Origin of the sequence: Mycoplasma suis str. Illinois, assembly GCF_000179035.2 — a bacterium.
Lineage (GTDB): Bacteria > Bacillota_I > Bacilli_A > Mycoplasmatales > Mycoplasmoidaceae > Eperythrozoon_A > Eperythrozoon_A suis.
In genome coordinates this window covers 427,595-451,763 of the sequence record NC_015155.1, presented here as the reverse complement: position 1 = coordinate 451,763, position 24,169 = coordinate 427,595, and the positions used below count along the sequence as shown (strand labels likewise).

25 protein-coding genes and 1 tRNA gene are annotated in these 24,169 nt (G+C 30.5%); all 26 read left to right on the top strand.

All coding sequences use genetic code 4. From position 1 onward, the window contains the following. The first annotated feature begins 2 nt into the window (after positions 1–2). The 26 genes from MSU_RS02640 to atpH all read left to right on the top strand — a co-directional run bounded on the left by MSU_RS02640 (position 3) and on the right by atpH (position 24,156). A tRNA-Trp gene (locus tag MSU_RS02640) sits at positions 3–77 on the top strand. Between the two features lie 170 nt (positions 78–247). Then, on the top strand, positions 248–1,564 hold the full coding sequence (locus MSU_RS02635; RefSeq protein WP_013609925.1) for a hypothetical protein: 1,317 nt from the start codon (positions 248–250) through the stop codon (positions 1,562–1,564). A gap of 35 nt (positions 1,565–1,599) precedes the next feature. Beyond that, entirely contained in the window at positions 1,600–2,778 is a 1,179-nt protein-coding gene (locus MSU_RS02630) for a hypothetical protein (RefSeq protein ID WP_013609924.1), read from the top strand. A 55-nt stretch (positions 2,779–2,833) separates the two neighbouring features. After that, the gene (locus tag MSU_RS02625) at positions 2,834–4,021 is read left to right on the top strand and encodes a hypothetical protein (protein WP_013609166.1); all 1,188 of its coding nucleotides are present in this window, start codon (positions 2,834–2,836) and stop codon (positions 4,019–4,021) included. Positions 4,022–4,084: 63 nt separating this feature from the next. After that, on the top strand, positions 4,085–5,377 hold the full coding sequence (locus MSU_RS02620) for a hypothetical protein (RefSeq protein WP_013609165.1): 1,293 nt from the start codon (positions 4,085–4,087) through the stop codon (positions 5,375–5,377). Between the two features lie 20 nt (positions 5,378–5,397). Beyond that, positions 5,398–5,643 carry a hypothetical protein gene (locus MSU_RS04770; protein WP_052293981.1) on the top strand — a complete coding sequence of 82 codons (246 nt, stop codon included), beginning with the start codon at positions 5,398–5,400 and terminating at the stop codon, positions 5,641–5,643. After that, complete coding sequence (locus MSU_RS02610; protein WP_013609923.1) at positions 5,600–6,640, top strand: hypothetical protein; 1,041 nt, start codon at positions 5,600–5,602, stop codon at positions 6,638–6,640. The genes MSU_RS04770 and MSU_RS02610 overlap by 44 nt, the downstream gene beginning before the upstream one ends. A 90-nt stretch (positions 6,641–6,730) precedes the next feature. Next, positions 6,731–6,940: a hypothetical protein gene (locus tag MSU_RS02605; RefSeq protein ID WP_232500248.1), complete on the top strand. Its 210-nt coding sequence runs from the start codon at positions 6,731–6,733 to the stop codon at positions 6,938–6,940. 7 nt (positions 6,941–6,947) lie between these two features. Then, positions 6,948–7,745 (top strand): hypothetical protein, encoded by a 798-nt coding sequence (locus MSU_RS02600; RefSeq protein ID WP_013609161.1) that lies wholly within the window; start codon positions 6,948–6,950, stop codon positions 7,743–7,745. Positions 7,746–7,839: 94 nt separating this feature from the next. Continuing rightward, positions 7,840–8,898 carry a hypothetical protein gene (locus MSU_RS02595; protein ID WP_013609921.1) on the top strand — a complete coding sequence of 353 codons (1,059 nt, stop codon included), beginning with the start codon at positions 7,840–7,842 and terminating at the stop codon, positions 8,896–8,898. Positions 8,899–8,980: 82 nt separating this feature from the next. Then, on the top strand, positions 8,981–10,156 hold the full coding sequence (locus MSU_RS02590) for a hypothetical protein (RefSeq protein WP_013609920.1): 1,176 nt from the start codon (positions 8,981–8,983) through the stop codon (positions 10,154–10,156). A 50-nt stretch (positions 10,157–10,206) separates the two neighbouring features. Then, positions 10,207–11,361 (top strand): hypothetical protein, encoded by a 1,155-nt coding sequence (locus MSU_RS02585; protein WP_013609919.1) that lies wholly within the window; start codon positions 10,207–10,209, stop codon positions 11,359–11,361. A 106-nt stretch (positions 11,362–11,467) separates the two neighbouring features. Beyond that, a complete protein-coding gene (locus MSU_RS02580; protein WP_013609918.1) occupies positions 11,468–12,619 on the top strand; it encodes a hypothetical protein in 1,152 nt (383 codons plus the stop codon). Between the two features lie 158 nt (positions 12,620–12,777). Next, a complete protein-coding gene (locus MSU_RS02575; protein ID WP_237696884.1) occupies positions 12,778–13,794 on the top strand; it encodes a hypothetical protein in 1,017 nt (338 codons plus the stop codon). A 291-nt stretch (positions 13,795–14,085) separates the two neighbouring features. Continuing rightward, complete coding sequence (locus MSU_RS02570; RefSeq protein WP_013609917.1) at positions 14,086–14,337, top strand: YneF family protein; 252 nt, start codon at positions 14,086–14,088, stop codon at positions 14,335–14,337. A gap of 17 nt (positions 14,338–14,354) precedes the next feature. After that, the gene (gene valS / locus MSU_RS02565) at positions 14,355–16,856 is read left to right on the top strand and encodes a valine--tRNA ligase (protein WP_013609916.1); all 2,502 of its coding nucleotides are present in this window, start codon (positions 14,355–14,357) and stop codon (positions 16,854–16,856) included. A gap of 36 nt (positions 16,857–16,892) precedes the next feature. Beyond that, complete coding sequence (locus tag MSU_RS02560) at positions 16,893–17,390, top strand: hypothetical protein (protein ID WP_013609915.1); 498 nt, start codon at positions 16,893–16,895, stop codon at positions 17,388–17,390. 216 nt (positions 17,391–17,606) lie between these two features. Beyond that, a complete protein-coding gene (locus MSU_RS02555) occupies positions 17,607–18,506 on the top strand; it encodes a ComEC/Rec2 family competence protein (protein ID WP_043885163.1) in 900 nt (299 codons plus the stop codon). Positions 18,507–18,509: 3 nt separating this feature from the next. Then, positions 18,510–19,391, top strand: coding sequence for a hypothetical protein (locus MSU_RS02550; protein WP_013609150.1), 882 nt, complete (start codon positions 18,510–18,512; stop codon positions 19,389–19,391). Positions 19,392–19,425: 34 nt separating this feature from the next. Next, positions 19,426–20,664, top strand: a complete 1,239-nt coding sequence (locus tag MSU_RS02545) for a hypothetical protein (RefSeq protein ID WP_013609149.1) — start codon at positions 19,426–19,428, stop codon at positions 20,662–20,664. A 72-nt stretch (positions 20,665–20,736) separates the two neighbouring features. After that, positions 20,737–21,303 (top strand): hypothetical protein, encoded by a 567-nt coding sequence (locus MSU_RS02540; protein ID WP_237696883.1) that lies wholly within the window; start codon positions 20,737–20,739, stop codon positions 21,301–21,303. Between the two features lie 51 nt (positions 21,304–21,354). Beyond that, entirely contained in the window at positions 21,355–21,822 is a 468-nt protein-coding gene (locus MSU_RS02535) for a hypothetical protein (protein WP_237696882.1), read from the top strand. A gap of 31 nt (positions 21,823–21,853) precedes the next feature. Beyond that, a complete protein-coding gene (locus tag MSU_RS02530; RefSeq protein ID WP_237696881.1) occupies positions 21,854–22,627 on the top strand; it encodes a F0F1 ATP synthase subunit A in 774 nt (257 codons plus the stop codon). Positions 22,628–22,660: 33 nt separating this feature from the next. Further along, positions 22,661–22,933: an ATP synthase F0 subunit C gene (gene atpE, locus MSU_RS02525; RefSeq protein WP_013609145.1), complete on the top strand. Its 273-nt coding sequence runs from the start codon at positions 22,661–22,663 to the stop codon at positions 22,931–22,933. A gap of 51 nt (positions 22,934–22,984) precedes the next feature. Further along, positions 22,985–23,557 (top strand): F0F1 ATP synthase subunit B family protein, encoded by a 573-nt coding sequence (locus tag MSU_RS02520; RefSeq protein ID WP_013609909.1) that lies wholly within the window; start codon positions 22,985–22,987, stop codon positions 23,555–23,557. Between the two features lie 11 nt (positions 23,558–23,568). Next, the gene (gene atpH / locus MSU_RS02515) at positions 23,569–24,156 is read left to right on the top strand and encodes an ATP synthase F1 subunit delta (protein ID WP_013609143.1); all 588 of its coding nucleotides are present in this window, start codon (positions 23,569–23,571) and stop codon (positions 24,154–24,156) included. The last annotated feature ends 13 nt before the right edge of the window (positions 24,157–24,169 follow it).

The window sequence follows — 24,169 nt, the reverse complement described above, 5'->3', positions numbered from 1 at the left end:
TTGGTTGCGTAGTTTAAAGGAAAAACGATAGTCTCCAAAACTATTGACTGAGGGTTCGAGTCCTTCCGCATCCGCCATTTTATAAATAATTAATAATCAATAGATTTTTGTGCCTTGTTGACTAAAAATTTCAAAAACTAAATAATTTATTTCTTGTCCCAAAGGAGGGACAATATGCTTTGTTTTGGAAATTTTCTTCCAAAAAACAAGAAATAAATAATTAAGTAATAAGTAGATGTTTTAAGTAATGGCCGCTTCACTATTTTTAAAAGGATTATCTGTTTTTGCCTTAGCTAGCGTCCCTTTTGGAGGGATCTATATTTTTAAAGAAATCTCCAGATATCAATCTGAGTTGGAGATGATTCCAACTCAAATAGATTTATTTCTAGAAAATAATGATTCTGGAGTTTCTCCTTTGACCAATAAATTAACTTCTAGTGAATCTAGTGATTCCTCAGACTCAACAGATTCTTCTGACTCTTCAGATAGTTCTGATTCATCAGATTCTTCCGATTCTAAAAATAGTTCACAACAGAAAAAAGAAAATAAACCAATTTTAAAGGGGAAATTTCAATTAAGGGGCTTAAGCAAGCCCTTCATAAAAGAATTCTGCTTACCTAAAGATTCAATTTTGTGGAAAAAACAACAAAATTCAGAGAATGAAGTTTCCTCTAGAAAAGAATGTGAATGGAAGAGACTTAGTCAATTGAATCAAGAAGAACATAATTCTGAATTGATTAATTCATTGTTAGACTCAATGTCTCTATTCTTGTTGTCTGAACAAACCCATAATCTCTTGATGTTTTATGATGGTAGCTCAAGCGTATATAAGACATATAAGAAAAATAATGGAAGTTCCGAAACTTCTTCTGGAACTGAAAGTAATGAATCAAAAATAAAGAAAGAATTGGAAAGTCTTTTGAGTGACGGATCCGCCACAAGTGAGTCTTTAAGGGGTAAGAATGGGAATGGTGTCTCTCAACCTAATGGTGGAGGAGATAGTTCAGGTACTGTTTCCTCTACCAATGGTAAAGGAGATGATATTTTGTCTCAACTTGACCAAAAAGGATGTTCCTTAACTGTTAATGGAAATAAAGAGAAATTGCTGAAAAAATTCTTTATCTCCTCTGGAACTAATTTAGGTCAAGAGAAAAATAGAAAAAGTTGTTTATTTCCTCCAGTAAAAGTAGATTTGAGGCTTAAGTTGAAAAATAATAAAAATTTTTCTCAAAATGAAAGTTCTAATTTGACTAAAGAATTAATTTCTGAAGGTGAATTTTCCGGAACATTAAGTTACATTTTCTTCGAGAGTCGAGACAATTCTTCTCAGTCAGTAGACTTGAATGACAAAAGTTTCCCCCTAATTAATCTCAAATCAGAAAATAAATATTTATTGAAGAAGAACACTTCTTCCTCAACTTCTCAACAATCTTCTTCCGGAATTTATCCCTTGATTTTGGAAGACATTTCAAAATCAATAGAATCCAAAACCCTTAAATTAGGAGATTTTCCCGCAAAAGTAATTTCTATCGGTGACGGAGGGAAAGCTTGAGCTTATAGATAATTAAGTAATAAATACTTAATATCCTTCCTTAAGGAATGGCCTCCTCTCTACTTTTAAAAGGACTGTCTATTTTTGCCTTAACCTCTGTTCCGTTAGGGGGAATTTATATTTTTAAAGAAATTTCAAAATATCAATCAGAGTTGGAAGGACTTCCAACTCAAGTAGATTTATTTTTGGAAAATGAAAGAGTTTCTCAAGAAAATGATTCTGAAAGTCAAAGGAAGAAAGAAGATAGACCAATTTTGAGAGGTGTATTTAGAATGAGAGGACTTAAAAAACCCTTTATAGAAAAGTTCTGCATACCTGAAGGATCATTGCTGTCGAAGAATCCACAGACCAATTCTGAAGATTCTTCCTCATGAAAGTGTGAGTGAAAAACACTTTCTCAAAGATGAAATAGTTTTCTCGGGGAATTCAATGAAGATATAGTAAGTTATCTTTTGGAAAAGATGTCTCTTTTCTTGAGAGCTGAACATGTCCACAATTTCTTAATGTTTTATGACAAAAGTACTAGTTTAGGGAAAGTAGCCCACAATATTCCGGTTCAACAAGAAAGAAGTTCTGAGTCTTCAATGGTTAAGAAAACAATAGAAGGTATTGTTGGGGAAAACGGAACTATGAATTTTTATAAAGTTTCCACAAATAATGGAGGATCTGAAAGTATTGATGAAAATAGTGGTGATGATTTGTTAGGAAATTTTGAGAAAAAAGAATGTTCATTGGAGAATGGAGATAAGAAAAATAAATTATTAAGTCACTTATTTTTCTCAAATTCTCAAATAATTGAAAGATCTCCTTCAAAAAGAAAAAGATGTTTTTCTCCACCAATTAAAGCAAATTTGACAATTAAGTTAAAAAACAATTCTTCTAAGCAAAATGATCTTCATGAAAGGCAGCAAAGTCTTTCTTTAGAGTCAATCTCTAATGCAGAATTATCTGGTAGTTTGGGTTACTTTTTCTTCAAAAATCAGGAAGAAAATTTAGTTCAAAGTAATGAAATTAAAAATAATGAGAAGTATTCTGTAATTACTTTGAAATCCGAAAATAAATATTTATTAGGAGAAACTACTCACACTCAAAATGGAAGTTCAGGGAATGGACCTAGATATCCATTAAGTCTTAAAAAGATTTCTGACTCAATAGAGTCTAAGACTCTTAAATTAGGAAGTTTCCCTTCGAAAGTTCTTTCCATTAGAGATGGAGGAATATCTTAAGCCAAAAAGTAAAAAGAAATTTAATTTTTTTAATTAAGTAATCACTCTATAAGGAATGTCTACTTCTCTACTTTTGAAAGGATTTTCTATTTTCGCTTTAGCTAGTGCACCTTTTGGAGGAATTTATGTTTTCAAAAAAATTTCGCAGTATCAATCAGAGTTGGAAGGACTTCCAACTCTAGTTGAATTATTTTTAGAAAAACCTAAGTCTCAACTTTTAAAAAATCAATTAGTTGATAGAAGTAGTGATTCTGAAGAATCTTCTTCGGGAGTCGGGAAAGAAAAAGAAGGTAAAGAACCTATTTTGAGGGGAAAATTCCAATTGAGAGGTTTCAATAAGCCTTTTATAAAAGAATTCTGTATTCCTAAAAATTCAATTCTTTGAAATGGAAGGGAAGACAAAAAATCAGAAAAAGATTGTGAATGAAAATCATTTTCACAACGTTTAATCGGGAAAAATGAACATAATTCAGGAGATATAGTTGAATCTCTATTAAGTAAAATGGCATCCTTCTTATTGGCTGAACAAGCTCACAACCTCTTAATGTTTTATGACGGAAATACATCAATTCATAAAGTTTTTGGTGAAAATTCAAAACCTAATAATTCAGGAAGTGAAGAAGTAGGAGTTAAAAAAGAATTGAAAGATTTTCTTTCGAGCTTGAAAGACAAATCTTTATTGAAAAATGATAGTTCAAGTGACCAAGCGCAAGATAATAATGGGTTGGAAAAATTTGTTCAAGAAGAGATGAATTGTTCTTTGGGAGAGAGCGAAGACAAAAACAAATTATTAAATAAATTATTTTTCCCTCCGGAAATTAAACAGGACTCTAAGAAAGTAGACAAGAAGAAAAGTTGTTTACCTCCACCAATTAAAGCAAAAATTAAATTGAAGTTAAAAAATAATCCTTCGGGAGAGAGTTCCGAATTTAAATTAACTGAAGAATTAATTTCCGGAGGAGAATTCTCCGGAAAGTTGAATTATATTGTCCTAACTCAAGGAGAAAGAGGTAGTAGTGAAGAGAGAAAATATGAAAAAAGTTTTCCTCTATTATCTTTGAAAACTGAAAATATATATTCCTTAGGAAATAATGGAAATTCTTCTAATAACCAAACATATCCCTTGAATTTAAAAAATATTTCCGAATCAATTGAATCGAGAAATCTTAAGTTAAGCTCTTTTCCTTCAAGAGCCATAGCTATTGGAGATGGTGGAGTGGCAAGAATTTCTTCCTCGCAATAAAAAGAAAGTCTTAATTTTTTAAATTTCTTTGAAGGCAAAATGCCTTCTTTAATCTAAAAAAACTTGAAATTCTTAGAAATACCCTTTTTAAAAGGTTTTTCTTTTTTAGCTTTCTCTTCTTTTCCTGTAGGCCTATTTTTCTTTAATTCATCTTTCAATGAGATAGGAAAAGAAGGAGGCTTAGTGGCTAGAGTTAATTTATTTTGAGATGGAAATAATCAAGCTGGAATTTCTCCAGCTGCAGCAGCTTCTTCTTTATCGGTCGGGGGGGGCAGTAACCAAATAGATATGAGAAGAAGAATTGTTCAAGTTTCTGAAGAAACTAAAGATAATTCTCAAAATAATAAACCAATTCTTAGGGCTGAGTTCTATCTAAAAAGTATGGAAAGAGAAGATTATTGAAAATTTTGTATTTCCGAAAAAGGTAAAGAAATATTTAAGAAGCAAGAATCTTCGCCGGAAGTTACTACCTCAACAACTTCTTCATCTTCTGCAGAACCATCAACTACTAATAATGAAGAATGTAAGTGAAAAACATTAAGTCAATCTAGATGGGAGGATAAAGAAAATCATGACTTAATAAGTCATGTATTGAGATTGATGTATAGATTTTGAAGAGTTGAACATGTTTACAACATGCTAGCTCTCTACAAAAAAGAATCACAAATCTCCTCTAACTCAAATGGTGGAGGAGGAAGTGGGAGTAGTTCCGGAACTCAAGACATAAAGATTACTTGAGAAAGTAATCAAGTTCAAGCAACTTCAACTAATCAAAACACTAATAATGATTTACTTAAAAAAATTAAAGAAAGTTGCGATCTCAAGCCAGATCAAGATAAAGAAGCTTTAAGTGATTTATTCTTGTCTCCTGACTTAAGAAAAAAGAGTTGCCTTCCTTCTCCAGTAGTTACAAATATACATTTGAAATTAGACAATCAAGTTGGAGTAGGAGCTCCTGCTGCTGTAGCTGCAGCATCCTCTCAAGATCAATCACAAATTACAAATACATTAACTAAAGAATCAATCTCATCTAAAGGAACTTTTTCAGGTAAATTAGGATATTCTCTTTTCGATTACTGAACTTACTTAAAAAAACCAAAAAATGGTGAACAAAGTCAAAGATTGCCTATTATTCTTTTCGAAACAGAGAATAAATATTCTCTGAAAGAAGATGGAACTGAACAAAGTTCTGTTGAATCAGGCTCCACAGGAACTTCACAACCTTTAAATTTGAAAAAACTCTTTGATTCCTTAGGGGAAAGAACATTAAATTTGGAAAATTTCTCTAAAGAAAAGAAGAATATTACTCTAAAGCTTCAAGAAACTTCCTCTAGCTCAGAGAATTTAATTTACTAATTAATTCTCTAAGTTAAAAAATGAAGCTTTTAGAGTTATCTATTTTTAAGGGAATCCCCTTTCTAGCTTTTCTTTCTTTTCCTGCAGGACTTTATTTTTTTAATTCTTCTCCTACTAAACAAGTGGGAGAATTAGGAGGATTAACAGCTAGAGTTAATTTATTTTTAGAAGGAAATGGTCAAGTTGGAGCTTCACAATCTTCAGTCTCTTCTGTAGATATTCTTGGGGGGGGGGGGCAGTTCAGGACCCCACAATGACTTAAGTAGAATCTTTAAAGTTTCAGAAGAAACTAAAGAGAGCACTCAATCTAAAAAACCAATATTGAGAGCTGAGTTTTATTTAAAAAATATGGATAGAGAAAGTTACTGAAAATATTGTGTTGTTAATGAAGGAAAGAATTTATTTAAAAAATCTCAACAGGAAGTTTCTGCTGTTACAACTAGTACGTCAGCTTCCAATTCAACTACTGAAGAATGTAAGTGGAAATATTTATATGAAATAGAAGAAAAAGATTATGACTCAGAATTGATTAGAGAGCTTTTAAAAAAGATGTATCAATTCTGAAGAGTTGAGCATGTTTTTAACATGCTAGCTCTCTATCAGAAAGATTCAAAAATATCTACAGAAGGAAGTGGATCAGGAACTAACGGAGATATAAAAATTACTTGAGAAGAAAATAATCAAACTTTAACAACTACTTCTGCTCAACAAGAAAATAGTTTTCTTAAAAAAATTAAGGATAATTGTGATTTAAAAACAGAACAAACTAAAGATTCTCTAGATGTTCTGTTTCTATCTCCAGACTTGAAAAAGAAAAGTTGTTTGCCTTCTCCAGTTTTGACTAACATAACTTTGAAATTAGGTAGTCAAAACAATGTAGTTGCGGCAGCAGCTTCTCAACCTTCTCCTAAATCCACAAATAATTTCCTAAATAAAGAAAAAATTTCCGGAGGAACTTTCTCCGGAACTTTAGGTTATTCTCTTTTTGATTACTGAACTAACTTAAAGAGAACAAAAGAAAATAATGGTTCAAGACTTCCAATCATTCTTTTTGAATCAAAGAATGAATATTCACTAAAAGAGGATTCTCAGGGAAGTTCTGATCCGGAAAGTTCTAGTACTCAAAAACCATTTAGTTTAAAGAAATTCTTTGATTCAGTAGATCAAAGAACTTTAGAACTAAAAAATTTCGTCAAAGAACAAAAAAGTCTTTCCCTAAAATTGAAGGAAATTTCCCCAAATCAAGAAGATTTAATTTATTAGATAAGTTTCGGGAATTCAAATTCCCGAAAACTTAAATTTTTTTAAGAATTGAAATTTTTAAATTTATTTTCTTTTAAGGGATTTCCGCTATTGACAGTTACTCTAGCCCCCATATTAGGTGGTCTATATTTTTATGATTCCTCCACTCAACAATCTGGAACAGAATTCCAGATTAAAGATCTTGGAGGATTCACTACTAGAGTTAATTTATTTTTAAAAGGATTTGATGGAACAAATGGAGTAGCTCAAGCTGCATCAGTTGGTGCTGGGGGGGGGCACTCAGCAACAAATACTTGATAATAGAATAATGCAAGTTTCTCAAAATCAAGAACAGTCAGGAGCTAACAAAAAACCTGCAATACTTTTTGATCTTTCTTTGAGATACCTAAATAGAGATGATTGACATAAATATTGCATTCCTTCTGATTCAGTATTGAAAAAACAACAGAATGCAATAGCTACTGCAAGCTCTTCTTCTCCTCAAGCACAATCTAATGAATGTAATGAATGAAAATATCTTCCTTACTACTCGTACAGTAATGAAGATGAACAAATTAAGTTAATTAGATATTTATTGAGAAAAATAATTTCTTTTATGAAAGTAGAACATGTTTACAACATGTTTCTTCTTTATGAAAAAGAAACTAATTTTCTGAATTTAATGAAAAATCAAGGAAATGGAAAAACACAACAACTTAAACAAAGTTGTGGGCTAGAAGATATTAGTAAAAAGTCGTTAGGAGAATTATTTTTATCTCCAGATCATAGAAAAAAGAAGTGTATTCCATCCCCGATGATGGCCAATATGCAATTAGAAATAAAGAATGTAAATTCTGGAAGCTCTCAAGTTCAGTCAGTGAGTAGTTCCCAAACTCAATTAACTAAAGATATTGTCTCTAAGAGAGGATCTCTTAGGGGAAGAATTAGTTATGCCTTATATGACTACTGAGGACAACCAATAAAAAATCAAAGTAGTAATACAAAACCAACAATATTTACTTTCAAAACTGGACATGGTTATCTTTTGGAAAGTAAATATTTTGAACAACTATTAAAGTTATCTGAGTCCAGAGAGCTTAGATGAGAAAATTTCAAAAATCTTTAGTGAAAATTAAAAAAGGTTTTTGTATTTATAAATAATTAGTTATTAAGTTTTGAGAATTCCTTTAGTAGGCTTACTAAAGGGATTTTTGCCTATAATGGCTCTTGCAGCTATTCCAGTGACAGGCTTTTTGGCTTTGGAACCTTCTCATTCCAAATTAAAAATCCAAGATTTAGGTAATAATCAGAAAACAAAAATTTATTTGTTTTCTGATGATTTGAAGATATCTCAAGATGAAGGTCAGGGAGTTAAGTTTGTTTCAACACAGAAAGAAAATGGAACGACTCAAAATAATCAAAATACTAAGAAGAAGCCGATATTGGTTGCTGAACTTTCTCTTAAAGACTTAAATAGACAAGATCTAAAAAGATATTGCATACCTAAAGAGACTGAGAGCAATCACCCTCAACAAGCCACACAACAAACTTCATCGCAAGGAGGAACAAATTCTTCAATCCCAAAACAAGAAGAATGTAGTGATTGAAAGCAAGTAGAAAGTTCTTTCTGATGGGGTAATGACCCCAAAACAGAACTTATTAGTTTTCTTTTAAGTGAATTCTCAAAATTTCTTCAAGTAGAACATTCTTATAATTTTTTGGCATTAGAAAATCAAAAAGTTGAATTTGAACACAAAGATGTTAAAAATCTTTCAAAACTACAAGAAATTAAGCAAAAATGCGGAATTTCTCTAGATTCACAAAAAGATGGAGTTAAAAATGAGAATGTTTTGAGAAACTTATTTTTAAATTCTGGAGGAAAAAAGTCAGAATGCAAAGCAATTCCTACTTCCATGAAGTTGAAAATAAATTTGAAAAAAGAAAATAGTCAAAATCTTGTTTCTTTAGATTCTCAGCGAAAACCGTTGTCATTGGATGAAATTTACAAACAAGGTGTTGTTCAGGGAAGAATAACTTACTCTCTTTTCGAGAAGAAAAACAAAAAAGAAGTAAAGGGCAAAGAAGATAAGCCCATTTCATTTATTGTTAAGTCAGGACATAAATATTCTTTCTCCCCATTAGAGGAGAAAGATAAAGAAAAAGATTTAACTTATCTGGACAAGAAATATTATTCTTACCAATTCAATACTTTGAAATTAGAAGATTTTCAAGTTAAAAAATCTTCTAATCAAACCAATGGAAATCAAACATCTAAATAAAAAATTCTTTCCTAATTAAAAAGTAGAAACATTAAATAAAGGAAAAGATTTTCCTTTATTGGATACATGAAAATAAACTTGAATGAAGTTTTTTAGCTTACCTTTTTTAAAAGGTACATCTTTTCTAGCTTTATTTTCTTTACCTATATTTGGGATCAGTTTCTATTCAAATTCCAAAGAAACTGATCCCTTTAAACTAGGTAAAGCCAGTGGATTGACTACTAGAGTAAGACTTTATATAGATGGACTGCCAGAACAAAATCAAATAGTTTCTGCCACCTCCGTTCTCGGGGGGGGCATTTCTGATCCTTCTAACAATTATCAAATTATGAAAGTTGATAATCAACAGGTTTCTTCTCCACAACCTCAACCAAAAAATCAAAGAACTCCAGCACTTATTGCTGAACTTTCTCTAAAAAACTTAAATAGATTAGATTGACAAAAGTTCTGCTTACCAGAAGGATCTATTTTGAAGAAAATAAATAATAATGCAGCTGCTGCGGCCGCAGCATCTTCAACCCAATCTACTCAAAATCAAATATCACTCTGTACTCCAGAGTGATTAAGTTACTCTAAAGATAGAACTAGAGAAAATTCAGAACTTATAGATTACTTAATGAAAACATTAACTCTTTTCATTCAAGTAGATCATGTAGCGAACATGTTCGCTATTTATGATGAGAAAACTCATTATCCCAACAACAATGGAGGAAGTAATAATGGACAAATCACTGAAAAATTAAAGAGTGAATGTAAATTAGACAAAACTTCCACTAAAGAAGTTTTGACTGATTTATTTTTCACAACTTCCTGAAAAAGAAAACATTGTTTACTTTCTCCAGTAACTATGAAAGTAAACATAGATCTAAAAGGTAGAACTAAAAATCAAGAACCACAATCATCTAATTCCTTAACTAAGGACATTATTTCTAAGGGATTAGTTACTGGAAATATAAATTATGGACTATTTGATTACTGAGGGGGATTAAGAAAGATCCCTAAAAATGGGAATAATAACGATCAAAAGAAAATTCCTATTTTTAGGTTTTTCAATAAAGAAAGAAAATATGCTCTAACTACAGGAACTTGTACATTGGAATCAATCTACAAGTTAGTAGACTACAGAAATCTAACTAAAGATAAGTTTTTTGAGCAATGCCCCCCCCCAGGATGAAAAATAGGTAAAAAAACTTATAACCAACCATTAAATCAATTGCTCAGGCAATCATCAAACCATCTTCAAAGTCTCAAAAAATAAAAATTAAGTAGAGAAAACTTACTTAATTTTTAATTAGTATTCTTTAGTCCTTGAGAATTCCTTTAACAGGTGTATTGAAGGGATTGCCTCTGTTAGCTCTTTTCTCTGTTCCTGTTGCAGGAATGTATCTTCTTGAACCTTCTCACTCTAAATTGAAGATTCAAAATCCTGGAAATAATCAGAAAACAAGAGTATATTTGTTTTCTGATGATCTAAAAGTATCTCAAGAAGACAATGGAAGTGTTAAGTTTTCTTTAGTTAATCAGCAACAATCTAATGGAGATAATCAATCTCAGACTCATGACAAGAAAAAACCAATTCTAATGGTTGATCTAGATTTGAGGGATTTAAATAGACAAGATCTACATAAGTTTTGTATTCCTAAAAATGGGGAGTTAGGAAAACCTGAAGCTCAACAAACTTCAGTTCAAAGAAATGAAGTTCAATCTTCCGGCAATTCAAGGCGAGATGAATGTAATGATTGAAAACATTTAGAAAGTTCTTTCTGATGAGGAAATGATTCCAAAACAGAACTTATTGACTTTTTAATAAAAGAATTCTCTAAATTCCTTCAAGTAGAACATGCCTACAATGTTCTATTTTTAGAGAATTCAGAAATTGAATTCAAAGAGAAAGGTAAAGATCAAAAAGAAAAAGATTCCAAGAAAACTTGGGAAATCAAAAAAGATTGTGAATTAACTTCTTCAGGAAATAAAAATGTTTTGAAAGATCTATTCCTGAATTCCATAGAAGGAAAAGAGAAATGCTCCCTTTTCCCTAAATCCTTAAGAGTAAAGCTTAATTTGAGGAAAGATGCTAATCAAAATTCTGATAGTGGTACGATCCAAAATCAAAATATTGAAGTAAATTCTGATTTTCTATATAAAAGGGGAGAACTTCAGGGAAGAATAGATTATTCATACCTTATTGATTTATTTCCTTCAGAAATAACTTCAAATGAATTGCAACAAAACACAAAGGTAATAAAAAGACCTTCAAAGACATTTACAGTAAAAACAGGAAATAAATATTCTTTGTCCCCTCTAACAGAGGAGGACAAAAAGAAAGATAAGAATTTAACTTTCTTGAATAAGAATTATTATTCTCTTGAGTTTGATAAATTAGAGTTAAAAAATTTTCCCGATAAAAAGTCAGAACAATCCGGAGTAATTAATTCACAAGAAGGCTCAAACACAAGCCGTTAATTAAATAATTTTCCTCTAAAACCAATAAGGGTTAAGTCCTTATTGGTTATTTTCCAAATAAAGGAAAGAATAATTTCCTTTATAAGATACATATAAATATATTGAGATGAACCCTTTTAGCTTATCTTTTTTAAAGGGTCCATCCCTTCTTGCTCTATTTTCTGTTCCTTTATTTAGTATCAGCTTTTTCTCTTCAAACGGAAAAACTGATCCTTTTAAGTTAAGTGAAGCTAAAGGATTAACTACAAGAGTAAGACTTTACATTGATGGATTACCTAAAGAATTAAATAAGCTAACTCAAACTACAACATCTTCCGGAGGCTCCTGAGGAGCCTCTAATAGTTATCAAATTATGCAAGTAAATAGTCAACCGCATCAAGTTTCTACTTCAGGCCAACAACAAAATAAGAAAGTTCCAGCGTTAATTGCTGAACTTTCTTTAAAAAACCTAAATAGATTAGATTGACAAAAATTTTGTTTGCCGGAAGGATCTATTCTGAAGAAAAAGCAACCTGCAGCTTCGGCCGCCGCAGCATCTGCTAGCGCTTCCTCTTCATCTTCAAGTCAAAGTTTTACTCCTTGTAATCCAGAATGGGTTGGTTACTCTAGGGAGGAAAATATAGAAGTTATTAAACATCTTTTGCATTTACTTACTAGATATATACAAGTAGAGCATGTAGGTAACATGATGTCTATTTATGACAAAGAAACAGGTTTTGAGAAAAAAGAAAATGGAGGAAGAACTAGAAGAGATTCTTCTAGTGGAAATGGATTGTCACAAAAATTGCAAACAATCAAAACAGATTGTTCTTTGGAAACTGATGATCCCAAAAAATTACTAGATGAGTTATTTTTTACTACTTCCTGAAAAAGAAAGAAGTGTTTACTTGCTCCTACAACTATGAAAGTTACTCTAGATCTTTCTGCTTCTGGATTAGAAAATAATGTTGCTGCTGTTCAGCAACAATCACAACAAACTAATGAAGATATTTCCTCAAAAATTACTAAAGAAGTAATTTCTAAGGGAAATTTCTCTGGAAATTTAAATTATTCTCTTTTTGATTATTGAGCAAATATCAAAAAGATAGAAAGTAAAGTACTTCTTTTTAAATTCGATTCAAAAAGAAAGTACTCACTTAAAAATGCTGGAACTTGTCAATTAGAAGAGATGTATAAGTTAGTAGAAGAAAGATCTGTAAAGAATAAGAAAGAATTTGAGGACAAATGCCCCCCCTCACAACGTAAGTCAAGGAGATAATACTAGAATTTTTAGCCACAAGTGATTATTTAAATTGAGTGACGAAAATAATCAACAATAAGAACTTGCTGGGGGGGGGCAATTAAAGATTTATGCACTTCAAAGGATCTTTCTTGCTGTTCCTTACGGGTCTCCCAATGTTTTCTTGATTTTTTTGAATGAGTTCACAAAATAACTTAAATTGAACTCATTCATCATTAAATGGTCTTTACACTAAAGTAAGACTATTTTTCGAAATACCTTCTTCTCAGTCAAAACAGACTGCAAGTTCTTCAGCTTCTTTTAATTCACAGCAAAGTCTTTCAAACCTCTATAACATTCAGCAAGTAAATCAAGAACCAGTTACTCAAAGTGAAACAATCAAATCTATGACTGTAGAAATTCCACTTAAATATTTAGGGAGAACTAATTATTACAGATATTGCTTAAACACTAAACAAGAACAAGACTTGACTACCTCTTCAGTTAGTCAAGTGTCCAATAGTGACTCTTCAGGAACTCAAGATTGCAATCTAAATTATTTTTATGGAAATTCAGAAAAAGACAAGAAAGTAGATGTAGGTTTTTTCCTACATCTACTAACTAAGTGAATAAAGTTACAACATGCAATTAATATGCTTTTTCTATTTGAAGAAGAAGGTCCAGAACACTTGAGACCCTCTTCTTCAAATGACAGAAGTTTGCATGAAAAGTTATCGAAAGCTTGTAACTTTTCAGCTAAAAATAATTTTTCTGCACTAACTAGATTATTTTCTTCTCCATTTAGTGATTCAAAAAGTTGTCTATTATCTCCTTCTGTTTTGAATGTCCGCTTAAAAACTAGTGTCGCAAGTCAATCTTCTGTAACTTCAGAAGTTCAAAATTCTAACACAACTTCTCAAGAAATTAATGAAAGTACTTTTAAAGAAGGAACTATAGAGGGAAACTATATTTATTCCCTCTATGATTATTCAGCTAATCCTAAAAAAGTTAATTTAGAAAATTCTGGACATAGTCACTCCAGTGGACAAGAAAAAGAATTAAGCTTTGAAATCAAAACTTTTCCTATTGAATTAAAGAAAGAAAATTCCTCTCAAGAGAATCAAAAGTGTAATTTTGATTCTCTATATAAAAAATATGAAGATAGAAATTTAAAGCCAGAAGAACTTGTTTCTTCTTGCTTAGGGAAAATTTAGAAACTAAATTTATACTTGTAGGTTTATTTTTTTAACTAAGTTTTGTTTTCTTCCAAACTGGAGAACATATTGGATGAGGGGTTGGATTAGTTTCAGCATTCATAATGGGAATGATTCTAGGTTGAAAATTAGCAAATAAGAGAAAAAAGAAAAAGTAATTTAACTTTTGCTCATTTTCTTTAATGGAGATCAAATTGGTTGAGGAGTAGGTATAGTGGCAGCTTTCATTATTGGAATAGTTTTAGGATGGAAGTTAAATAACAAAAAGAAAAAGAGTAGTAAGTAATTAATATGTTTAACTTTTTTGTATTGTTTTTTGAAGATAGTGCGGGTACTCACATAGGTTGAGCTGTTGGTCTTGTTCTTGTATTTATTATGGGACTCTATTTAGGATGGAGTGCAGCTGTTAAGAGATATAAAAAAGATCCTAGAGAGAATTGAATTAAAGCTTCTCAAGTGAGAGAGCTTTATAGACAATTAGGAAGAACTCCTACTGAAAGACAAATAAAACAATTATTGGCAGCTGTAAATAAGCAGAATTAGTGCTTAGTTAAGAAAAAGTGAGTTGTTACTCACTTCTTCTTCCTCCCCCTAACCTTACAGGTACTTTACACCTAGGTCACCTGTGAAACATTGTTTTACAGGACTTCAGATATAAGTGATCAACTATAAGAAAATATTTCTCCTATTGAGCTATAGGAGTTGATCATGCTGGAATTTCATTCCAGTCAAAGTTTGATTCCCTTTTCAGGGAGAAATTCTCTCATTTAAGTCCTGAAGAATATTTAGAAGAAATGAATAAGTATGCAACTGAATTGAGAGAAAAAATCTTCTCTCAATTCAGTCTCATTACTTCTTCTATGGATATCTCTAAAGCTAGATATACATTAGAAGAACAATCTAAATCTTTTGTATTAAAAAAATTCTTGTCCCTGTTTTCTCAGGGACTAATTTATAAGAAAAAGAAATTAGTTAATTGAGACATTAAGTTACAAGAAGTTTTAGCTGACTGTGAAGTAATACACAGAGAAGAAAATTCAAAGCTTTATTACCTAAAGTATTACTTCACAGATGATAGTGACAAATATCTTTTGGTAGCTACATCCAGAATTGAAACAATTTTTGGAGATGTAGCTGTATTTGTTCATCCAGAAGATAAAAGATATTCTTCTTTTATCTCCAAAAAGGTTTATATTCCGGGAATTAAAAGAGAAATTCCTGTACTAGCTGATAATTCTATTTCTCAGGAATTTGGTACTGGAGTCATGAAATGTACTCCAGCACATGACAGTATAGACTGAGAACTTAAGGAAAAGTACTCACTAGATCAAATAGAAGTATTTGATATAAATGGGAAGCTACTTGAAGTAGCTTGCCAATTCTTCGGTAAAGATAGATTAGAAGCTAGATCAGAAATTGTAGACTGACTTCAGTCTACAGGAGAATTAGAAAGAATAGAAGACTATAAGACTAGATTGTCTTACTCTGAAAAAAGTAATACTTTAGTAGAAAAACTTCTAACTGAGCAATGATTTCTTGCTGCCTCTAAGTTAGCTCAGTTAGCAGCAAAAATAATAAGATCTGGGAAATTTAAGTTAAATATCTATCCTTCCTCGCAGAAGGATAGACTTCTAGATTATCTAGATAATACTGAAGATTGATGCTTATCTAGACAGATAAGCTGAGGAATAAAAGTGAATATGGCTTACGATAAGAAGTTCAGAAAATATAGAGTTAATCCCGATATAAATGATCAAGATCAATTTATATCAGAGGAAATAGCTCTAGATACTTGATTTTCTTCTGGTCTTTGACCAGATATTGTTTTTTTAGGCTCTCCTAAATTAAGGGATAGATTTTTCCCCTTTTCTACTCTAGTTTCAGGGAAAGATATATTATTTCCTTGAATTTCAAGAATGATATATCTTTCCCTTCATTTCAACGCTAAACCTCCATTTAAAAATATTTTTTTACATGGAATACTTAGAAACTCTAAGGGAGAAAAAATGTCTAAGTCTCTGGGAAATGGAATTCTCCCGGAGGAACTATATAGTAAATATTCTTCAGATGTAATTAGATTTGCTTTCCTATCAAACACACACTTTGATAGGGATATCAAATATTCTGAAAATATTTTTCAAAAACCAATTAACTTTATTCACAAATTGGAACACCTTTTCAAATTTTTTGAAAGTAAATTGAGTGGAAGTCAATCTTTATTCTTTGGAGAAGAAAAGCAAATAAAGTTTGACTTCCAAAATCTTAGTTGAGCTGAAAGATGAATTATTAGAGAATTTAGTTTTCTTTCAGAAGAACTAGAAGAACTCTTCTCTTCTTATGATTTTTCTTCTCTAACTAAATTAATAGTTACTTTCTTTACTGAGAAAGTATCTAACCAGTTTTTAGAGCTCCTAAAACTGGAATGACAGGGAGAAGAAAATAGTATTAAGTTTTTAGCTTACATAACTGAGTTAAGTTGCAGAATACTATATCCTTTTATTACAGAATTTTCTGAAAAATACTATAAAAAACTATTTAATAGAGAGCTTGAATCTGTTTTTTACTCAATTTTTTATCCAAAAAAATGATCTAAAAAAACAGATGAAGGGTCCTGATTTTTCGAATACATGAAAAAAGTTAGACAACTTTATCACTCTCTCGAACTTGACTTCTCAAAAGAAGTTAAGTTCAGAATAGTTTCTTCTCTTAGCTCCGCTTCATTTAAAAAGCAGATAGAAGAATTAAATCCATATTTCAGGAGACTAAATCAAACTTTAGTCTCACTAGAGAAAAAGAGAGATCTTTCTCATTTCCCGACTGTTAAAGTTGGAAAACTCTATTTTGAACTTCTAATAGATGATTTGCCAAAAGACAAATATAAAGAATTTGTTTCAAAAGAACTTTCTAAATATTCTTCTGAAGTTGAAAGATCCAGAAAGATACTTTCTAGAGAATCTTTCTGTTCTAACGCTCCAGAAGAATTAATACTAGAAGAAAAGAGAAAATATCAAGATTATCTTTCAGAATTTGAGTTCTATTCAGAACTAAATTCTCAACTATAGTATCTACTCAGTAGTTAATTTGTAAAGAAGATCTAAATGATCTTCTTTAACAATGGTCAGCAAATGATAGATAATTCAGGAGATATCTATCTAGCTACTAGATTATTAATGATGTTTTACTGATTAACTATTCCCTCTATAGCTTTAATACTTATTTGATCTCTGTATTCTTTTCCGAAAATGGACTGATCCAAAAACTTTCCATCTTTCAGTAGATTTTTTCCATATTTAAAAAATCTATCTATTTTTGGATGAGTCATTCTTGGAACTTTAATTCTTATAAACACAATATTGCTAGTGTTCTATGCTATAGACACACTAGCTTTAAATAATGTAGATAAGTATGCAGTTTACTGGAAATATAAAGTACAGGAAAGACCTGTACTGTCTTTCTTTGCAGTAACAATTATGGGATTTATTCTCTACTGAATACTAGCAATAGTGTGTTACAACACTTTTTGAGAGAAATACTTTAATTCCAAATTAAATCTTTCTCTCAAAGATTTAGCTAAAAAATTATTTTCTAGATATTAAGAGAATGAATTGCTTAAGAAGAAATCATTCTCTTTCTCTGAAGTTGAGTGAGTTTTCTACTCACTACTTCTTGTATTCTTTTCTTTTATTCCTATTTTTAAGTGGCACATTATTTTATTTGTTCCACCCTTCTTATTATTCATATATGTCTTTGAATTAGACTTAACCAAGACCTGTGTTAGGTCTTGTTTTATATTCTTATTTTTCTGTATTTGGATGTATTCATCCAATTACATAGGGAGTGCTATAAAGGCAGATAAGTTTTTGTTTTTCCTGCAGGAAAAACTAAATAAAGTAATAGTTTCTAACTATAGTGGAAAGACTCAGAAGTTTATTTCCTATCTTCTCTTAAATAAGAGAGACAGGGAAATAAACCCTGTCATAGAAGACTTTAGGGAATTATCTATAGTCCACTTAATAGTAATAAGTGGATTTCACATGAATTTAGTAAAAAATATTCTTTCCAAGATAATTCCCAATTGTCTTAATCCAAAAATAAAGAAGATACTAATCTTTTCTTCTTTATTTACTTATTCCTGAGCTACAGCTTTTTCTATCCCTTCTACAAGAATATTTTTTGAAGAATCTTCAGAACTTTTTCAAAGAAAAAAGAATAAGAAGGGGAAATCTCTTCCATTTGAAAAGTGATCTAAATCTATTTGGATCACTTTTCTATTATTCCCTTCAGCCCTTTCCTCCCTTTCTTTTATTCTTTCTTATTTTTTTGCACTTGTCTTTAGGCTAATTGGTAAATTAGGATTGACTAGTGTCAATGAGTTACTCCTAAGAACTGTAAGTGCTTGTCTTATATCTCTTTTCTTTTTCTCTTATAAGACAAAGAAGTTATTTCTTATATCAGGAGTAAATCAATTTTTATTTACTCCTGTAATAATACTTCTTTTTCTCTATTATTTCTTCACTTGACCTTTTAAGTTCCTATCATCGATAGGAACTAAACTCTATGACTATTTCACTAGCTTAGTGTCACCACTAAGCTTCAATAAGCTCTACTTAACTAGATATTCAGGAAGTTCTTTAGAGATCTTTTATTTTTTAGTAGCTTTCTCCTTAGTAACTTTGGGAGTTTCTTATCTATTACGAAAGAAAGCTAACTAAAAAATGATTTGAATTTATATCTCTAGAAGCTTAGATGCTCTAGAGATGAAAATAGAGGAATTAATGTCAGAATTTCAAAAAGGAACTCTTCTACACATAAGAAGAGCTGATTTTGAGAGAGTGAAAAATTCACTCACTCAAACTAACTTATTTGTAGATTACACTCACTTTATTTTTGAAGACTATATAGGAAAACTTTCTGATTTAGAATTTTTATTCCGGACAATAAATTTTCACGGAATAAAAATACTTATAACAATATATTCAGAAACTAGGAAGTTTCTATCTATAGATCTTTTAAATAAAGTGGAAGATAGAAACTTCTGGTTAAATAAACCTCGAGACTCAGCTAAAGATAGATATTTAAGAAATCTGCTTAGCAAAGCAGATTTAAATCTATCTTCAGAATTAGTTAGTTTAATTAGGGAGGAATCTTTTTCCTCCTGCATTCAACTAAGGAGTGTTATTGTTCAATTAAGAATATTGTCTTTCGGAGATCAAAAACTATCTAGGGAGATAGTTTTGGAATCAATTAAATCTAATAAAGCATTCGGGGGTTCCGATAACCCCTTCATGTTTTTAGATTTATATATCTCAAATAAAGTTGGGGAGTGAGTAACACTCCTTAGAAAGTTTTTGCAATCTAGGGAATCAATCTCATCTTTTTTGAGGTGTTTTTCATATTCACTTTCATCTAATTTCTGGAGTAATTATTACAGTCCAGAAATTAGTGAATATATAAGGAAATTAGGTTATAATTTTCTTATTTTTATGGAATTGAATTTCCTTAAAATTCTAAAGGAGTCCTGTTGGCAGTGGGTGGTCCTTTACTTTTTTTGAAGTAATAGACCAGTCAATAATTTAAATAACAATTATTTAAGATAGGAGAGAAAACTTTTTAAGAAAATAACCAATTAGTTTGTTAGAAAACAACAAAGAAAGTTTCTTTGTGGAGAGAAAAGATAAGAAATATTTCACTGAATTATTTCTAAAACTCAAAGATTATTTAACTAAGCTTTCTTATTGCTCTCCTCTTTTTAGTGACCTTAAGTCGGAAGAGGAAGAAAGCTTAGATTTTGTAGTATCTTCTCTATTATTACTTAGAAAGCTCTCAGAGCTTTCTGGCAATAAAGATGGAATACCTGAATTAACAAATAAGTTTAGAGATGGACTTCCAAAGAAGTCCGAAAGTGAAACAGTTAAGAAAATACTTAACTCTCTCATGAAGTCTCAGAAAGAGTTAAGTATTGAGGAAGAAGAGGAATTAGAAGATGAAGTTAATTATGTATATATATGAGTACTTAACAGCTATCAATTAGATCTAAAAACTACTTCTTTAGAAGATGTAAAGAAGAAGTATGGAGATCTTGTAGCTGAAGAATTTTCAGCTACATTAGAAGAGGAACAAGAAAATCTTAAAAGCAATAGTAAAGAAAAAAAGAGAAGTAGTGATTCTTTTAAAGGAAGATCTTCTAAAACAAAATCTGAAAAAGAATGGGCAGGATATAGTGTCTATAGAAATCTATTCAATACCGAAAGATGATCTTTCGGTAGCGGAAAACTAGATAGAGATGAAGACAGTTTTGAATACATAGTAACTAGAACTCAAGCCCTTGAAAGGCTTGAGAGAGAAGTTAGAAAGGGAAGAATATATATTTATTCAACAAAACCAGTTAGAAATTTAAAGTGAAAGCAAACACTTTCTTTTTTGTGTTTTGCTGGCGCAATTGTTAGTTTTGTTGCATTTTTCAAAAGTATTGTGAGTATGAATGGATCAAATCAAAATAGTTGAGGCTCTCCTACTCTATTTGCCTTGATGAGTTTTATTTTCTTTCTTTTAACTAGAAAGGAAAATAATAGATTTAGAGAAAATGAAAACTTTAAGTATTGTTTCAGTAAAAAGATCTTTTATTATTATTTCTTTTTATCTCTGTTTTTCGTGTTTGGTCATTCAGCTGGAAATGGTAAAGGATACAGTGATTTCTTCAGTAGTGGAGATTCTTTCCAAATAGCTTTGTTTGCTCCACTACTATTTCTGGTAGTGTCTTCTATTCTCATATTCTTAATAGGATTCTTTTTCTTGAATCCTAAGAAGAATAAGGTATTAATAGAAAATCTATTAAATAAATATTCTCATCCTCCATATCTAAATAATTAGTTAGGTAAAGGAACCTTGTTAATAAGACTAGGTTTTATTAACACAAACAAAGGGGTTCAAAAGAAACCCCTTTTGTTCTTTAACTTAATACCTAATGTTGTGTTTGGAGCTTTCATTGGTTTTTTTGCACACCTTATGTTGATTGCTGGAGTGCTTATAGCTATATTCCAGCAATCACATAAATTACTTTTTTATTCCTTCTTAGGTTTTTCTGTTTTCCTTATTTCTTTTCTTATATATAGACATAAGTTTTTTGAAGTATTAAAAGTTCCCTCATATAAGAGTTTTTTAATTTCTAGAAATAAATTAATACTCTGAATATGGTGAACTTTTAATGCTTGATTATTAACTTGTTGAGCTGCAATGGTATTTATTGGAACATTTAATGGGTTCGGATGAACTTATTGAACTAGTGAACATGTAAATGTCTTGACTTCTAGTCCAGACATAACAAAAACTACTGGAATAGTTCTTTGAGTAGTTCACTGCCTATTAATAGGACTATTAAGTGTTAGCTATAAGAAATTTATGGAATTCTTTAGATATGCTCAATTCCAATTGAGAAATAGAAGAGCTCAACTTAAACAATTTAAGTTGAAAGCTGAAGAAGAAGTAAATGTTCAAAACTTAGCTATTTAATACCTTTATTTGGAAAGTGAAAGGTGATATCGTATATGCTTCCTTACATCAATGATTTCACTGAGCATATATGTTAGTGTTGCAATCATATATGATTTCTTGATTAAAAATACTATCGGTCAGGGAAAATTCCCAGCAACAATTACTGCTTTACTGACAGCAATTGTTCAAGCTTGGTTTACGTGTAAAAACTTTACACTCCTAAATAAATTCTTTAAGCTAACTTTACTTAGGAGTAATTACTCTTTCTGATTCCTAAGGTTTATTAATTATAAAGATAAAACTAAAAGTACCTTAGGAATCAGAACTAAATTAATATTCTCTCACTGACTTAATTTATTAGTACTTTCTTCAGTACTAATAATTGGGACTATTATTGAAAAAAATGTTGGTTCACAGGAATATTATTTTGAAAAATGATTTGCTATAGCAGGAGTACTTGTTATTCCTGCTATAAGATTATTTACTACTACAGTGTATATTCCGAATCCAACCTATAGGTTGTTTTTCAGAATATAGATATTTTTAACTTAATCTAGTGAATTTAAGTTTGTCTTTTAGTTCAATACAACCACTATTTAGTGGTGTTGGATTGAAATTTCTACAAGACTCTAAAGACAATACTTCTTCAATGATCATGGGAGTTGCTCTCATGATGATATTTATTTTTGCTTTGGGAGTTTTCTATAGGGATGCACTTGAAAAATCAGATTCATATGAAAAACTCCCAAAGCTTATGTTTATGGTTTTCTTAATGGTTAGATGGGTTAAGAATAACACCATAAAGTTATTGGGACCTAAAAATCAATTTACTATTCCATTTTTTCTTTACATAATGCTCTACTTTTGGACTTCTGGAATAGTAAATATGCTCGGTTTTAAGGGAATAGTTAACTTTATGATAGTTCCCTTAACCCTGTCAGGGTTTGTATTTTTAGGAACTTTATTCTTTGGAGCTAAATATAGAGGTTGAGGATTCTGTACTGACTACTTTATATGAATAAAGAGAAAAGGGAAAAAGATTTTCCCTATTCCTGATGTATTGGCTATGTTAGGAGAGCTAGGGAAGGTAGCTTCCCTAGCTTTTAGATTATGAGGTAACTATTTTGCTGGAGTACTGTTTTTGTTTATTTTTCACCATGTTTTTGAAACCTATTTAGGTTCTCTAGGTCTATCTACAGGAATAGCTACTTCAATTATTAGTGTTCCTCTAAATCTTTACTTTGATATTGTTGATACAGTGTTGCATTCCATGATTTTCTTGTTCTTGGCATCTATTTATTGGTCAATGGCATCTAATTCGATGCATCAGCAAAAAGCTTAAATTTAAATATATAGTATTTATTAACAAGTAGTTTTGCCGAGAATTTTCGACTTTCTTTTAAATACACTCACATTATTCCAACAGAATAATAATGAGAAATATATTGGAGCTGGTGTTGCTATTCTTGCAGGTTTAGGGGCTGCAGTTGCTCAAGGTTATATTGGTGGTAAAGCAGTTGAATCATTAGCTAGAAATCCAGAAGTTGAAGCTTTAATCTTCAAACAATATATTGTTGGAGTAGCTATTTGTGAATCAGTAGCTATCTATGGATTGATTGTCTCAATTCTCTGCCTATACGGGGGGTAGGTTCTTAATTTATTAGTAAATAATTAACTTAAAATCTTTAATTTTGACTAAATGATCTTTTTTCAAAGTGACGGTTTAGGGAAAAAACTTCAGGACCTGCTATTTTCATTAGTAAGTTCAAATCCAACTGTAATTGCAGTTCACTTTCTGAGTTCAATCTTTGTAATTATTTTCATTGTTTACTATTTTTGAAAACCTACTAACGCTTTTTTAGCTAAGCAAAAAGATAAATTAGATAAAGTTCATACTCAATTAGCTTCAGCCACTAAAGAAACTAAAGTAGCTCTTTCTCAATTAAAAACTCAACAATCTAACTTAAAGGAAGAAGAAAAAAGAATAATTACTGAACAAAAACAAAAAGCTGAAAAGATTCTTTCTCAAAAATTAGAAGAAGCTGAAAAACTAAAACAATCTATTATTGAGGAAAGTAAGAGAAAAGCTCAACAAATAGAAGAGGAAGCTAAGAAAACTATTAATGGTAAAGTTATTGATCTTTCAGTTGAATTAGCTGAAAAACTTGTTGGTGTTTCTATTAATCAAAAAACACACAACAAGTTAGTAAATGAATACATTAGTGATATCAATAAAGCTTTTAGAGAAAAAGAAGAAATAGCTTTAAGTTAGTAGTTACTTAAGTGAGTAGTAGTAATAACTCCTCTTCCGCAGTAAGAGAGAGAGAAAAAATATTTAGATTTGTAAAAGCTTTAGTAGCTTGTTACTCAACTAAAAAGGACTTTAGTCTCCTTTTAGATGAGACTAAAAGTCTTTTAGAATTTTTTAAGAAGTTTCCAGAATTTGAAATATTTTTAACTTCCCCGAATATTCAAACAGAGAAAAGAAAAAAGTTTCTTTTTGAGCTCATTAGACTTTTTTCTTTTCAACAAAGATATCTTCCTTCAACTATTGACTTAATATTTCGACATGAACTAATAAAACACATTGTTCTATTTCTAGAACAATTAATAGAAAGTGTTGAGCGAGAACTTGAACAAGTTCATGTCAAAATTACAAGTTCTAAGCAACTATCAGATGCTCAACTTAAAAAATTGATAGAGGGACTTGAAATTAAATTTGGAAAATCAATTAGAGTTGAAACTTCAATTGATACCAGCTTAATTGCTGGTATCAGAATGGAATATGAAGACTCCATTTTAGATTGCTCACTAGCAAGAAAAATGGATACCATTAAGAAAGAACTTTATGAAAGACTTTCTGCTAAATAATTAGATAGAGTTA